The organism is Porphyromonas circumdentaria, from assembly GCF_900167105.1.
In the GTDB taxonomy this organism is placed as follows: Bacteria; Bacteroidota; Bacteroidia; order Bacteroidales; family Porphyromonadaceae; genus Porphyromonas; species Porphyromonas circumdentaria.
Window position 1 is genome coordinate 123096 of the sequence record NZ_FUXE01000005.1, and the last position, 14805, is coordinate 137900.

Here is a 14805-nt window from a genome sequence, read left to right on the forward strand (position 1 = left end):
CGCCTTACGGTTACGGCAACACCAGACGAGGGTTACACGCTCCACAAGATCACGGCAAATGGCCAAGATATTACCGATGCCAAGAGCTTTGAAGTTAAGGAGGCTACAACCGTACAAGCCGAGTTTAAGAAGGATACTGCTCTCGAAGAGGTTGCGACCGAGCAGATCGTCCTTTACCCCAATCCAGCTAAGGACGTGGTGATCTTGACGGGGGGGGATGGCTTACGCTCCTGTGGCGATCTATTCTCTAGAGGGTGTATGTCTCCTCCTGACGGAGACGGATGCCGAGGGTAAGGCTCGTATCCATGTCGAAGGCTTAGCAGAGGGTGCTTATCTCGTTAAGATCGGAGCGAAGAGCTACCCCCTCATCGTCGTGCACTAATCTCCCTGCATCCCACTCTACTTGATGTAGAATAGGATCCCCTTAAACAACAATCCCTGCGAAAGCCCTCGTTGGCAGTGGCAGGGATTGCTTTTTCTACTTCCTGTCCTTCTGTGAGGTTGTATTTTCCAGTAGCAAGAACAACGCAAATAGAAAGAATATCCATAGAGGGGATGGGCAGTAAAGATTATATTTGCGTTAAACACAGAAAAAGCCCAACTTTCAATCCCCGATAGGACTGTTTGCTGTATATGTTTGCAATAACGTTGCACTTGAGACTGGAATCTGCATTATACCGAATTGAAAGAAAGGTGTTTGTTATTCAGAAAAAAGTAGTACCTTTGCTGCCCGAATACCTCTGAAAAGAGTGAAACACCACGTACATTTTGGAGGCAAAAAGATTAAGAGCGAACCGAGATAGTCAGTATAAACAAGTACAAAATACAAAGCAATGAAGAAAGGATTGCACCCCGAAACATATCGTCCCGTGGTTTTTAAGGACATGTCTAACGACGATATCTTTATCACGAAGTCTACTATTCAAGCGAAAGAAACCATCGAAATCGATGGGGAGACTTATCCTCTCGTTAAAGTGGAAATCTCCAATACTTCGCACCCCTTCTTTACAGGTAAAGCTAAGTTGGTAGATACCGCTGGACGTGTTGATAAGTTCATGAACCGCTACGGCAACCGCAAAAAGTAAAAATTCTCTACCTCTAAAACTATTCCTAAACTCTTCCAGTAAACTTCTAATTAGAAGTTAGAAGAGGAGAGCATATTTTTAATTCGAAAAGTTTTAGAGGAGCATTATCAAAACATCCTCCTATGCATTGGTCTACTAATGTATAGAGGGTGCTTATTTTTGCAGACAGATTGCACTTCACGACAACATAAGAGGGATAATTTTCCAAAGAGTCGTCTCCAGTTTTCTTTTTAAGAACTTGTCTTCCGCAACGGCTGCATAACACAAAGAAAATTATTGAAACCTACTGGCTTCAAAACATCTCTCAAATGCCTGCCAAAATAGTTTTTCCTAAAAGGGTAATCTGTTAATGCAACATTAGAATAGGTTATTCGTCTAACACTATGTAAACGAAAAAAGCAAAACACATAGATTAATAACCAATGTTATGAAGAAAGTCTGGAAAATTGGCTCAACGATTCTGGGAGTAACTCTCCTAAGCATCGCAGTAACAACAGGAACGTACACCGTTCTAAGCAATAGAGAGCAAGCAACCTCTACAAACATCCGAAGAGGAATTGATGATGGCACCTTTCAGAACACCTCTTTTGCATTGACCTCTAACAGGGGTGTGGGAACCGCCCCCGACTTAATCCCCGCAGCAGAAGCCTCTGTACACTCGGTTGTACACGTTAAAATCGAGGGAGAACAACAAGTTGATCAACGTTACATAGACCCATTCGAATTTTTCTTTGGAGGCGGTAGTGGCTTCGACCGCCCATCGTCTCGCCCAATAGTAGGATATGGGTCGGGAGTAATTATCAGCACAGATGGTTACATTATAACTAATAACCACGTGATTGATAATGCAAACAAAATCGAGGTAACCCTCAATGACAACCGCACTTTCAAAGCCACAATGATTGGCTCAGACCCTGCTACCGACATAGCACTCCTCAAGATAGAGGCGAAAGATCTTCCAACAATACCATTTGGAGACTCCGATGCTCTGAAAGTTGGGGAGTGGGTTTTGGCTGTCGGCAATCCATTCAACCTAACGAGTACGGTAACAGCAGGAATTGTTAGTGCCAAGGCTCGCCCCGTAGGAGCCAATGGAGGAGACAACAATAAAATAGGAGGCTTTATTCAAACCGACGCAGCCGTCAACTCAGGCAATAGTGGAGGAGCTCTGGTAAATGCCTCTGGAGAGTTAGTGGGCATCAACACGATGATTTATTCACAAACGGGGAATTTCACGGGATACTCCTTTGCCGTACCTGTAAACACCGCTGCAAAAGTTGTTTCGGATATTAAAAAGTACGGAACAGTACAGAGAGCCGTGCTCGGTATCATCGGAGGCAACGTAACCAGTGAAATAAAAGAAAAATACAATCTCGACGTAAACGAGGGAGTTTTTGTATCGGACTTCTCTGAAAGAAGTGCTGCTTACTCGGCAGGAGTCGACAAAGAAGATGTTATCGTCTCTATAGATGGACGTACCATTAAGAGTATGACCGCCCTACAAGAGATTATTAATATGAAACGCCCTGGAGACAAGGTGCGCCTAACGATAAATAGAAAAGGAGCCACCAAGAACATCACTGTTACGCTGAAAAATGTAGAGGGAAGCGAATCAATGGTACGCGACAACCCTCAAGATATCCTGGGAGCAACGCTCAAAGAGCTAAGTAATGAACAAAAACGCTCTTACGGTGTTTCTTATGGTATATCGGTACAAAAAGTTAGTAACGGTAAATTCCGAGAAGTAGGCATAAAGGAAGGTTTTATTATACTCACTCTTAACAACGCACCCGTACGCTCTATCGCCGACGTACGCCGTCGGGTAGCACAGGCGCAATCCTCCAAAAACGATAAAGCTGTGGTTATAAAAGGCTTTTATCCCAATGGGCGGATGAAGTATTATGTAATAGACCTCTCTTAACGAGATACATCAGGCTTTTCCGATGTATCGAGATTGTATTCCTCTGCAGGATATATATCTCCGTGCCAATCTCTTAGCTCTGACACGATGCAGGGCTAAGAGGTTTTGCGTAAGAAGTAAGACTAACTAATTAAGCAATATATTAAGATAAGCAATGAGGCAATTAAAGATCACCAAGTCAATCACCAATCGAGAAAGTGCATCATTAGATAAGTACTTACAGGAAATAGGACGAGAGGAATTGATTTCTGTAGAAGAAGAGGTAGAACTTGCACAAGCTATTAGAAAGGGGGACCGCAGAGCTTTAGAGCGTCTTACGCGCGCTAACTTACGCTTCGTAGTATCCGTAGCCAAACAGTACCAAAATCAGGGACTCAGCCTTCCAGACCTTATTGACGAGGGGAACTTAGGATTGATCAAAGCTGCCGAGAAGTTTGACGAGACGAGAGGCTTTAAGTTCATTTCTTATGCAGTATGGTGGATTCGTCAATCTATCCTGCAAGCCTTGGCGGAGCAATCACGCATCGTTCGCCTTCCTCTAAACCAAGTGGGAGCACAGGCTAAAATTCGTAAGGCGATAGAGCGATTTGAACAAGAGAATGAGCGTCGTCCTTCTATTCCCGAGTTAGCTAATATGCTCGATCAGACCGAAGAGAAAGTAGCCGTAACGCTCAAATCATTTAGCAAACACATCTCTATAGATGCTCCTTTTGTTGAGGGAGAAGATAACAACCTTTTGGATGTTTTGGTAAATGAAGATGCTCCAAGTGCCGATCGTTACTTGATGAATGAGTCTTTACGTAAAGAGATTGATCGAGTACTCAGCACACTCTCGGAGCGAGAAGCGGAGATTATCGCTCTCTTCTTTGGTATCGGCGGAGGTCCAGAGATGACTTTGGAGGAGATTGGAGACAAGTTTGGCTTAACAAGGGAACGCGTACGCCAGATTAAGGAAAAAGCTATTCGTCGCCTCCGCGCCAGCAATAAGTGTGGGCAACTCAAGAGCTTCTTGGGATAATCCAGCAAGAAAAATAAAACTCATATATCCTTTTGAGCAAGAACCGACACCTTTGGGTAGTAGCAATGCCCCAAAAGTGTCGGTTCGTCTTATAGAGACGAGCTTGGTTTTGTATTGATACGAAAGACATCGAAAGGAGTATATCAAAGTGTGTGACGTGCTCTTCCCGTATTTTTTTGATACCCCATACGGGCACTCTCATACCGACTTCTACTAAAAATCAAGGGAATTTCCCGACTCTCTTATCCTCTCTAAGGGTTAGACAATACTCTATTGAGGGGATACACAACACAACTCTTTCCCCTTTTTCTACCTTTTACCTACCTTTTTATACTTATTTTATCGAAAGAATACCAATAATTGAGTATTTTCAGTTCGAGTGAATAGCTGTACGTTTGCACTGTTTTATTTGAGAATTTTCTAATAGCTATTGTCTTTGCAGGCAGTTTATTTGTTTTTTTCTCATGGCATAACCGAAGAAACTATTCACAAATTAATCACAAATAAGTATGCGCAAAATTACCTTTATTAGGATGTTTAACATTCTTCTATTAGGAAGTATTTTCTTCTCTCTTTGCTCCTTTTCTGAGAGTGGAAAGGTTTCCTCCAAGACTTCTGCACCTGTTTCTGCAAAAAGATCTTCTGTCTCTTCTAATGCTTGCATTAAGATTGTTTCGGATCTTCAGGAGCATGCGTCCTTTAGTATTACAGTAAATGCTCCCTCTCTGTCTTCTTGCTACATTGATTTAAATGGGAATAAGCAAAAAGACGATGGTGAAAGTTTCGAACTCGACTCTTTTGGCGATGGGAACAGTCTAATATGGGGAAAGAAAAAAGAAGTTTTCATCTACGGAGACGGAATCACTAAACTAAAAATTCCTAACGCGAAGATTACAAGTATCGATGTAACGAAAGCCCAAAGTCTTACTTTTCTTGACCTTTCAGACAATCTCTTAACCTCTTTGGATATATCTTCAAACCCTTCTTTAGTTTGGTTGGATTGCCGTAAAAACGCACAGCTTAAGAGTATAAAAATGCGCCAGAACAATCCTCTTACCGATGTACACCTTGCAAAATGTGGATTGGAAAAAATTGATTTGAAAGAGTGCTCTCAACTAAACTATCTTGTATTGCAAGACAACAGTCTAATAGACCTCGACCTCTCTAAAGCCACCAACATGACTTATTTAAGTATTGCGGGAAATCAAATCGGGGCCCAAGCCATGCATAACCTAATCCAATCTCTCAACAGTAAAGACCCTGAAGTAGGAGATAGTAAAACTTTTATAGTTATGCACACAAATACGAATGAAACAATCAAAGAAAAAAATGTGTGCCTAAAAAAAGATGTTGCCATTGCCACTGAAAAGAAATGGTCTACGTTCGATTATGACTTTGAACCCTATGAGGGAACTGAAGAGGGTAACGAAACCCCCTACGAAAATCCCTACGAAAAAATTGCCATTACACCTACAGCAGCAACGCCCAACCTTTTCAAAGCGAACGTTTCTGGTGAAGAACTTTGGATAGACCTTAACAGAGATGGTAATAAAGGGAGCGACGAAAGCCTTACGGCTGGTGAAAATACGATTAAAACCCCCAGTGGGCTCGAACCTTTTTACATCCTTGGGAAAAAGATTACTTCGTTAGAAATCAACGAATGTGCTATCTCTGCCTTAGATCTATCTCTTGCCTCTTCAATAACAGCTATTATTTGCCAAAAGAATAGCACACTTACCAACATAACTTTGCCCAAAGAGAAGCAGGCATTAGTCAAAATAGATTTGTCAGAAAATGCTTTAACAGGAACCTTAGACCTATCGGACTACCCAAAACTGACAAGCATTGCTGTACCCTCCAATAAAATAGCGGCCTTAATCTTGGGAGATAAACCAGCCCTCAAATCACTCAATGCAGGCTCTAACATGCTTATATCCTTAGATTTGTTGTACGCCGCTAACTTGGAACAGCTCTCCGTACCCAACAACAAACTTACAGATCTCTCTTTTGCTTCAACTTCTCTACTCAAAGAAGTGGAGGCTCAGAACAACCAGCTGACCAACATAAATCTTACCAGATGTGAGTATATAGAAAACATTAATTTTGAGAACAACCAACTTGAAAAAGCCTTCTTTCCAGTAGACTGTAGTATGGCCAAAATGGTGAATCTTTCTCATAATAAACTCACCACGTTAGACCTTGGAGCATTTACAGCGGCTACAGAAATCAACGTCGCTCACAATGAGTTAGAAACTGTTATAGCTCCTTCCAGCAAAGCACTCCGTCAACTCACTTTATCGCACAATGCTCTCACTCAACTCAATCTTAGTGGTGTACCCGAGTTACAACACCTTTACATCAGCAAAAACAAATTCTCTCGTTTGAATCTTGCTCCTGTAAAAAACCTACTCACCCTCTCTATCTATGGCAATCAATTCAAAGACGGACTGATGACACAGCTTGTGGAACAGTTACCCACCGCTGGCGATGCCGCTCTCAGCGACCGAGTAGTTATTGCCGTCTATATCCAAGAAGATGGAACCATAGAGAAGAACACAAATACGATGACCACAAAAGACGTAGAGAAAGCTATCGAACGTGGCTGGAACGTCTGCTCTATGAATTACGAAGGAATGACTACGCCTTACAAGGGAGAGCCTATAGCTATCCAAGAACTTATCAAGGAGAAAATGGAAATTGCAACTCTTGAATACGGATGGAAACTTTCTTTCAAAGAGGTAGCTCTCCAGAAGGCTAAAGTATACTCCTTGGCTGGAGAACTCCTCTTCGAAGTAGCAGGAGCAGGCGAATTGACTATAACTACACCCGCAAAAGAGGTATTAGTGGCTATCGAAGGTATTGATCGCGTAATTCCTCTAATCCGATAAAAAACGTACTTCTCATATAACCTATATAAAAAGGGCACCTGATTAGCATCAGGCTTGCCCTTTTTTTGTACCCCTTCAAAACCACCTGTCTAATCTTAAGTTTCCACTCGTGCAAACTCTCGTTTTGACTATAGGAAACTTCACTTTAGACCTATGGAAACTCAAGCTATAAAAGGTCTCAACTTTTGATGAGATTATACCCTTGAATTGTACTGCTACAAAGAATAATTTTTCAGTACCCGAGGGAGAGAAAATAGAATGGCTTTTTCTCCTTACCTTTGTCCCCACATATATAACAAACGCATCTTTTCCCTCAAAGCAGGTTAAACGAATGAAGCACGGTACCACGGAACAAGGATCTCCCAAAATCCTACTCATTTATACAGGTGGAACGATTGGTATGATCGAAGACCCTCTAACGGGGGCTTTAAGAGCTTTTGATTTCACCTATCTTTTAGATCAAATACCCGAGTTGCAACGCTTCGGGTTCGAAATCTCTTCAATACAGTTCGACCCTCCCATCGACTCCTCTGCCATCACTCTGGATATATGGTTGCAACTCGCTTCGACCATCGAAGAACACTACAATACTTACGATGGTTTCGTAGTGCTACATGGCACCGACACAATGGCCTATACAGCCTCTGCGTTGAGTTTTCTACTTGAGGGATTGGACAAACCTGTCATCTTCACGGGAAGTCAATTACCTATCGGCCGCTTGCGCACCGACGGAAAAGAAAACCTCATAACAGCCGTACAAATAGCAGCTGAACGCACCCCTGAGGGGCTACCTATGGTCCCCGAAGTTTGCATCTATTTCGACACCCATTTGCTACGTGCCAACCGCACCATCAAGTGTAGTGCCGACCTCTTTGAAGCCTTTGCCTCTTACAACTACCCTTCACTTGCCAACGCAGGTATACATATCAATTATCAAGAGATGTATATCCACCGCACGTCACAAGATGCACAGAAGAAGCTGAGGGTTAGCAAAACGATGGATCCCAACGTAGTCGTTTTACGTCTTTTCCCAGGTATTCCTCAAGAGGTGGTGCAGACTATTCTTGCCATTCCCTCGTTGCATGGTGTTATTTTAGAGACTTACGGAAGTGGCAATGCCACGACGGAGCCTTGGTTTTTAGATCTACTGGCACAAGCGATCAAAAGAGGTATCATTATCGTAAACGTAACCCAATGTCTCTCGGGAACCGTCGATATGTCTCGCTACGATACGGGTATTCGTTTAGGACAGATAGGCGTCATCTCTGGAGCGGACATGACTACCGAGTGTGCTCTTACCAAGTTAATGTTCCTTTTAGGTAAAGGTCTCTGCTACGAAGAGATTGCCCAACAAATGCAGCGTCCTATCTGCGGCGAACTAACCCTTACCCCCAATACCACTACCCACAAGTGATTCGCTTTATCTGTATGGCAAGTGGTAGTAGTGGCAACTGCTACTACTTGGGCTGTGACGATGGAGGGATTATCATAGATGCAGGGGTATCGCTCCGCTCCCTTACCAAGACTTTATCGACTGAAGGTATTGCCCTCGCAGGGCACGTTATGGGTGTATTGCTCACGCACGAGCATGCCGACCACATCAAAGGATTGGGCAAATTGCTCAAAGCCCATCATCTGCCCGTTTTTGCGTCTGAACCTACATTAGATGCCATACGAAACTCTTCGTATCATGGCTATATGCTCGACGGTGCCAAGCAAATAACCATAGAACAGTTTACCCCTTTCACAGTGGCAGGTTTTACTATAGAACCTTTCTGCGTACCTCACGATAGTGCCTGCAATATGGGGTATCACATCTATCGAGGCGAATTTGCCTTTACCCTCATTACAGATGCAGGACACATCACAGAGGCGATGTACCACTATGCGCGCAAGGCGAAATATCTTGTCTTGGAGGCCAACTACGACCCTACCATGCTTCGTTTGGGGCGTTACTCGGCTATACTCAAAGCGCGCGTTGCAGGTCCCCGAGGGCATTTGAGCAATATAGAATCGGCTCAGATGCTCCAAACCGTATATCATGACGAGATGCAGCATGTATGGCTCTGCCACCTGAGCCATGAGAACAACCACCCAGAACTCTGCTACAAAACTTTTGAACAGGAGCTACTTGCCGCTGGCATCTCTTTAGAACAAGACTTGAACTTGGAAACCTTACGACGCACTACCCCGAGTAGGCTCTACCTTCTTCCCGAGTAGTTTTCTCAAGAGCTAAGTGTGGACTTTATAGACACTTGGCTAACGATAGGTAAGCAAAAAAGCGTACCTTTGCCGTGTGAAAACGACCATTTGGAATAAGGAGCAGCCCTGCTATGTGGTAGAGGAGAACTTGCTCCGTCGCAATCTTGCGCTCATTCGATCCGTAGCCGAGGCTACAGGGGTGGAGATTATCGTAGCTTTTAAGGCCTTTGCCCTATGGAAAACCTTCTCTCTATTTCGAGAATACAACTTTGCCAGTACGGCAAGTTCGCTATGGGAGGCACAGCTGGGGTATGAAGAGCTCCAGCAGAGGGCACATGCTTTCTCTCCTGCCTATCAAAGCAAAGAGTTACCGCAATGGATGGAGTTTTGTAGCCACATTACCTACAACTCTCTCTCGCAATACGGCGTGCTGGGTACTCCCTCACGAGAGAAAGTTTCGTATGGATTACGTATTAATCCCAAATATTCGCCCGTAGAGACCGACCTATACAACCCCGCAAAGCCTGGGTCGCGTTTCGGTGTCTCGGCACAAGAGTTGGGATTGCATCTTCCCAAGGGCATAGAGGGGCTACACTGTCATGTACTCTGTGAGGGTAATAGCTTCCAGTTGGAAAAACTACTCTCTATCATCGAGCATGATTTTGCATCTCCCCTGCGAGAGGCTAAGTGGTTAAACCTTGGAGGCGGGCATCTTATGACCCACAAAGAGTACAATGTAGACCACTTGATAGCTGTGCTCAAAGCCTTTCGTCAGCGTCACCCCCACCTCCATGTCATACTGGAGCCAGGGAGTGCTTTTGCGTGGCAAACAGGATTTTTGCGTAGCCATATAGTAGACATCGTCGAGCATGACGGCATTAAAACAGCTATTTTAGATGTCTCCTTCACCTGCCATATGCCCGACTGCTTAGAGATGCCCTACCAGCCCACAGTACGTGGGGCGAGTAGTACCCCCATAGAGGGAAAGCCGACCTACCGATTGGGGGGCAACAGTTGCCTTAGTGGCGATTATATGGGCGACTGGAGCTTTGAAGAACTGCTAAAGGTGGGCGACGAAATCATATTCGAGGATATGATTCACTACACAACCGTAAAGACCAATATGTTCAACGGCATCGCGCACCCCGCATTGGTCATGCGACGCTCCAATGGAACCGAAGAGCTACTACGCTCTTTTGACTACGAAGATTATAAACAAAGAATGGATTAACCTCCGCACACGGTAACAACAAATTAACCCCGAGAATTATGGGACTATTCGGACTGTTTTCAAAGAAGAAGAAAGAAACTTTAGACACAGGTCTTGCTAAAACTAAAGAGTCTGTACTATCGAAAATCTCTCGTGCCGTTGTTGGTAAGAGCAAAGTAGACGATGAAGTTTTAGACAACTTGGAGGAGATACTCATCTCCAGTGATGTGGGGGTAGATACAACCCTTAAGATTATACAGCGCATAGAGGCGCGCGTTGCAAGAGATAAATATGTCTCCACAAGCGAACTCAATACAATCTTACGTGAAGAGGTCGAAGCTCTTCTCACAGAGAGTGGTACGATAGATGGAGATAGTTTCGAGATACCCGACACAGAGACTCCCTATGTAATCATGGTAGTAGGTGTAAACGGTGTCGGCAAGACCACGACTATCGGAAAACTTGCCTACCAATTTAAGCAAGCTGGCAAATCGGTTATGATTGGTGCAGCCGATACCTTCAGAGCAGCTGCCATAGACCAGCTAAGTGTCTGGGCAGACCGAGTGGGCGTTCCCATGGTAAAACAAAAAATGGGTGCAGACCCTGCCTCGGTGGCGTACGATACGGTAGCTTCTGCGGTAGCACACAAAGCAGACGTAGTACTTATAGATACAGCGGGTCGTCTGCACAACAAGGTGGGACTTATGAACGAGTTGAGCAAAATCAAACGTGTAATGCAGAAGGTAGTACCCAATGCTCCGCAAGAAGTTCTGCTTGTTTTAGATGGCTCTACGGGGCAGAATGCTTTCGAACAAGCGAAACAATTCACCGCCGCTACCGAAGTAAACGCTCTTGCTATTACCAAATTGGATGGAACGGCCAAGGGTGGAGTAGTTGTAGGTATATCGGATCAATTCAACATCCCTGTGAAATACATCGGCTTGGGAGAGAAGATCGAAGACCTGCAAATATTCCGTAAACAAGAGTTTGTAGCTTCACTATTCGGCGAATGAGAAAAAACGAAGTCAATGTTGTTACGTTAGGATGTTCCAAGAATCTGGTCGATTCGGAGCGTCTCATGCGACTTTTCTCCGCATCGGGTTACACGGTACGGCATGATCCGCAGCGAATTACAGGAGAAATTGTCGTTATTAACACCTGTGGCTTCATAGGAGCGGCACAAGAAGAGTCTATCAATACCATTCTTAGCTTTATACGCGCCAAACAAGACGGACGTATCAGCAAAGTCTTTGTAATGGGTTGTTTGAGCGAACGCTTTAGAGGCGATCTAAAAGAGGAACTACCCGAAGTAGACGGCATATACGGCAAGTTTGACTGGAAGCAACTGGTACAAGACCTCGGACGCTCTTTCGCTCCCGTGGCAGAGGAGAGCCGCCTCATTACAACCCCCAAGCACTACGCTTACTTGAAAATATCCGAGGGATGCAACCGCACCTGCTCCTACTGTGCTATCCCCATCATTACGGGACGGCATAAATCCCGTACTATAGCTTCCTTAAAAGAAGAGGTGAGCCAACTCCTCTCAGAAGGGTGTACCGAATTTCAGCTCATCGCACAAGATCTCACCTATTACGGGCGAGATTTAGACGGGAAAAATCACCTTGCCGATTTGTTGGATACTCTCTCTGCTATGGAGGGTGTACGTCGTTTGCGCCTGCACTATGCCTATCCGGCCCACTTCCCCTACGAGATACTCCCTCTTATGAGAGAGCGAGAGAATATCTGTAACTACCTCGACATCGCCCTTCAGCATGCTACAGACAGTATGCTTCGCAAGATGAGAAGGGGTATTTCTCAACAAGAAACAGAGACACTCTTGGAGCGTATTCGCACGGAAGTTCCTGGTATCGTACTACGTACTACCCTTATGGTTGGGCACCCTGGCGAAACAGAAGAGGAGTTTAAGGCTCTTATAGACTTTGTAGAGCGCATGAAGTTTGAGCGTATGGGGGCTTTTGCCTACTCGCACGAAAAAGACACCTATGCCGAGCAGTACTATCAAGATGAAATAGCCGAGGAGGTTAAACTGAACCGTTTGGAGGAATTGATGGCCGTACAGGAGTCTATTGCCGAACAGTTTAGCCAATCTCTCGTGGGTAGCGTACAGGAAGTTGTTATCGACCGCCGTGAAGAGAATTATCTAATCGGTCGCACGCAATACGACTCGCCCGAGGTCGATCCCGAAGTTTTGATTCCCCTTTCAGAAGCACACCGCAGTTTACATGTGGGTGGGTACTATCCGATGCAGATTGTAGGTACAGAGGGCTTTGACCTTCTTGCTCATCCCTTTAATAAAAAGAAAGTCAACGCATGATTCAAACAGCACAGTGGTTGGCACAAATTGCCTTAAAAAGTGGACTAAACGAGGCTACCTGTAAACAGCTTTGGAAGTTGTTGATTGAATTGCTCGGCAACCGACTTACTGCAGGGGCTACGACCACGATAGAGGGACTATTCACCCTGTCTCCACAGAAAGAACTTGAGTATGTAGCCCTGCTTCCAAACGGAGAACGTCTACTCGTTCCTCCACACATCGAAATCGCAGCAAGCACTTTCTCACGAGGTCAGAGTGCCAACTCGATAACCAAACTCCTCATAGAAACAGCCGATGCCACGCCCGAGGCTGTACACTCTTTCATGCAAACTATGGGAACTCTCTTCCGAGAGCACATTCTCAAAAAACATGAATTGGAGTTAGAGCAATTAGGATGCTTTACCCCCAACGAAGAGGGTACGGGCTTTAACTACACGCCTGCTTTAGAACTCATCAATAAGGTAAATAAACCCTTTAAGTCCTTTCCCGTAACACATCTTCCCGAGGGAAAGACATGGGAAGACATTGTCGAGAGAGCCATTCCCAGCGAAGACTTTCTACATACTCCTGTTACACATACTCTTCTTTGGGATACCCCTGAAGCAGAGCAGGAAGGAAACACAGAGGATCAGCTACAAGAAGAGGCAGAAACTCCTTCCACTGCCCCTCAAGCAACGAGACATCTTCAGGAAGAAACTGCGACAGTTGCTCCCGAGGGAACAGATACTACTCCACCACCCCTCCCCTCTCTTCCTCCTCTTCCCAATGCCTCCGAATCCTTAGAAAAAATGGATTCGACAATTCCCCTCCATACAACAGAGGAAATAGCTATGGGAAAAGAACTTTCCCCTACAACTACATCTGTAGAAGAGAAAGCTTCTCCGATGAAAACCCAACAACGCGTGTGGCTGTACGCTTTCATCGGCATGTTCATTATCGCTGGAGGAGTACTATTGCTCTACCAATGGTTAGCTCCATCTCCTCACAAGGTAGAACCCAAAATCTCTTCCCATCAAGAAAAAGTCGTAGCTGTATCCATTGACAGTGCACAAACAACAGTCTTCTCCTCCTCCGATACGATTAGCACTTCTCCGTCGGAACCTGCAATAAAGCCCATCGAAGAGCAGTATATCGAAATAGAACGGGGCAAAAGATTAGTGGATTATGCCCGTAAAACTTATGGGAACAAAAAGTTCTGGATTTACATCTATATCGCCAACAAATCCATAATCCGCAATCCAGACAATATTTCGATTGGCACAAGACTACGTTTACCTGCGGCACAAGAATACAACATCAATGCTGCCGACTCACTTTCCGTGCAAAGAGCCGATAGCCTTATCCGCGCTTACCATAACGGTAAGCTCTGAAAATCTCTTTCCTACTCCCCCTATCCCTCCCCAAAAACGACTTCCCCTTAAAGGGGAAATGGTATCCTTACGAAGTTCATGCTAACTGTAACGCCTCGATAGGATATTGGGGAACAGTTCCAAGAAAATATAACACGAGAGGTTGTCACACTTATAGCCAGACTAAGCAACTCTTTCGCCGCCTCAACCTTAGGTGGTAAGGTTACGTATTACGATAGCAATAACACCTCTGAACGTAATAGTAACTCTTGGCGATATCTAAATCAACTATCTAGTCGTCCCTTAAAAAGCATTGATAAGCGAGAAGTCATCCATCCATGGCTTCTCGCTTATTATTTTGAGCAGGTGTAAAAGAGCTTTCATAGCTCTTTTGAAGTTATAAGCCGCCGCTGCTAGCAGGATGTTTATAGCATCCCCTATCAATCCCTTGTAAAAGTTGCGACCTAAACGATGATCTGATTTCAAGTGTCCAATCGTGGCTTCTATGCCTGCTCGCTTGCAGAATAGTTTGTGTTTCTTGCGCTTCTGATACCTACTATCTGAGGGTTTGGGGGTATCTGGAATTAAAACCTGAGTCCCGTTAATCTCTTTCTTGCCCCGATAACCTCTGTCGCCCGCAAGTATTTTGATCTTTCTTCGTGTAAGACGTTCCACTTGTGCTAAAGAGGCTTCTATCGTGTGACCATCATATTCATTACGAAAAGATTGGGCTCCAAGGATAATACCTGTAACCGAACGTATGATGGATACCTTATTGCCAAATTCGTACTTCTTGT

Annotated in this window: 12 protein-coding genes; 11 read left to right on the forward strand and 1 reads right to left on the reverse strand. The window is 44.6% G+C overall.

Annotation, left to right across the window (positions count from 1 at the left end):
- From B5D06_RS08960 to B5D06_RS03505, 11 genes are all read left to right on the forward strand, one after another.
- A partial coding sequence (locus B5D06_RS08960) for an InlB B-repeat-containing protein (protein ID WP_159442684.1) occupies positions 1-294 on the forward strand: 294 nt, incomplete at its 5' end.
- 539 nt (positions 295-833) lie between these two features.
- Complete coding sequence (locus B5D06_RS03460) at positions 834-1085, forward strand: type B 50S ribosomal protein L31 (protein WP_078736629.1); 252 nt, start codon at positions 834-836, stop codon at positions 1083-1085.
- A gap of 427 nt (positions 1086-1512) precedes the next feature.
- Positions 1513-3006, forward strand: a complete 1494-nt coding sequence (locus B5D06_RS03465) for a Do family serine endopeptidase (RefSeq protein WP_078736630.1) — start codon at positions 1513-1515, stop codon at positions 3004-3006.
- Between the two features lie 154 nt (positions 3007-3160).
- Positions 3161-4024 carry a sigma-70 family RNA polymerase sigma factor gene (locus B5D06_RS03470; protein ID WP_036885148.1) on the forward strand — a complete coding sequence of 288 codons (864 nt, stop codon included), beginning with the start codon at positions 3161-3163 and terminating at the stop codon, positions 4022-4024.
- 509 nt (positions 4025-4533) lie between these two features.
- Positions 4534-6912 (forward strand): leucine-rich repeat domain-containing protein, encoded by a 2379-nt coding sequence (locus B5D06_RS03475; protein ID WP_078736631.1) that lies wholly within the window; start codon positions 4534-4536, stop codon positions 6910-6912.
- 331 nt (positions 6913-7243) lie between these two features.
- Positions 7244-8326, forward strand: a complete 1083-nt coding sequence (locus tag B5D06_RS03480; protein WP_078736639.1) for an asparaginase — start codon at positions 7244-7246, stop codon at positions 8324-8326.
- A 14-nt stretch (positions 8327-8340) separates the two neighbouring features.
- Complete coding sequence (locus B5D06_RS03485) at positions 8341-9132, forward strand: MBL fold metallo-hydrolase (protein ID WP_221416019.1); 792 nt, start codon at positions 8341-8343, stop codon at positions 9130-9132.
- Between the two features lie 76 nt (positions 9133-9208).
- Positions 9209-10345: a carboxynorspermidine decarboxylase gene (nspC, locus tag B5D06_RS03490; RefSeq protein ID WP_078736632.1), complete on the forward strand. Its 1137-nt coding sequence runs from the start codon at positions 9209-9211 to the stop codon at positions 10343-10345.
- Between the two features lie 38 nt (positions 10346-10383).
- A complete protein-coding gene (gene ftsY, locus B5D06_RS03495) occupies positions 10384-11337 on the forward strand; it encodes a signal recognition particle-docking protein FtsY (RefSeq protein ID WP_078736633.1) in 954 nt (317 codons plus the stop codon).
- On the forward strand, positions 11334-12659 hold the full coding sequence (gene rimO / locus B5D06_RS03500) for a 30S ribosomal protein S12 methylthiotransferase RimO (protein ID WP_078736634.1): 1326 nt from the start codon (positions 11334-11336) through the stop codon (positions 12657-12659). Before ftsY ends, rimO begins: the two co-directional genes overlap by 4 nt.
- On the forward strand, positions 12656-14029 hold the full coding sequence (locus tag B5D06_RS03505) for a hypothetical protein (protein WP_078736635.1): 1374 nt from the start codon (positions 12656-12658) through the stop codon (positions 14027-14029). The genes rimO and B5D06_RS03505 overlap by 4 nt, the downstream gene beginning before the upstream one ends.
- A gap of 282 nt (positions 14030-14311) precedes the next feature.
- Here B5D06_RS03505 and B5D06_RS03510 read toward each other — a convergent pair.
- Positions 14312-14805, reverse strand: a 494-nt coding sequence (locus B5D06_RS03510; protein ID WP_143742597.1) for a transposase, incomplete at its 5' end; no start/stop codon positions are given.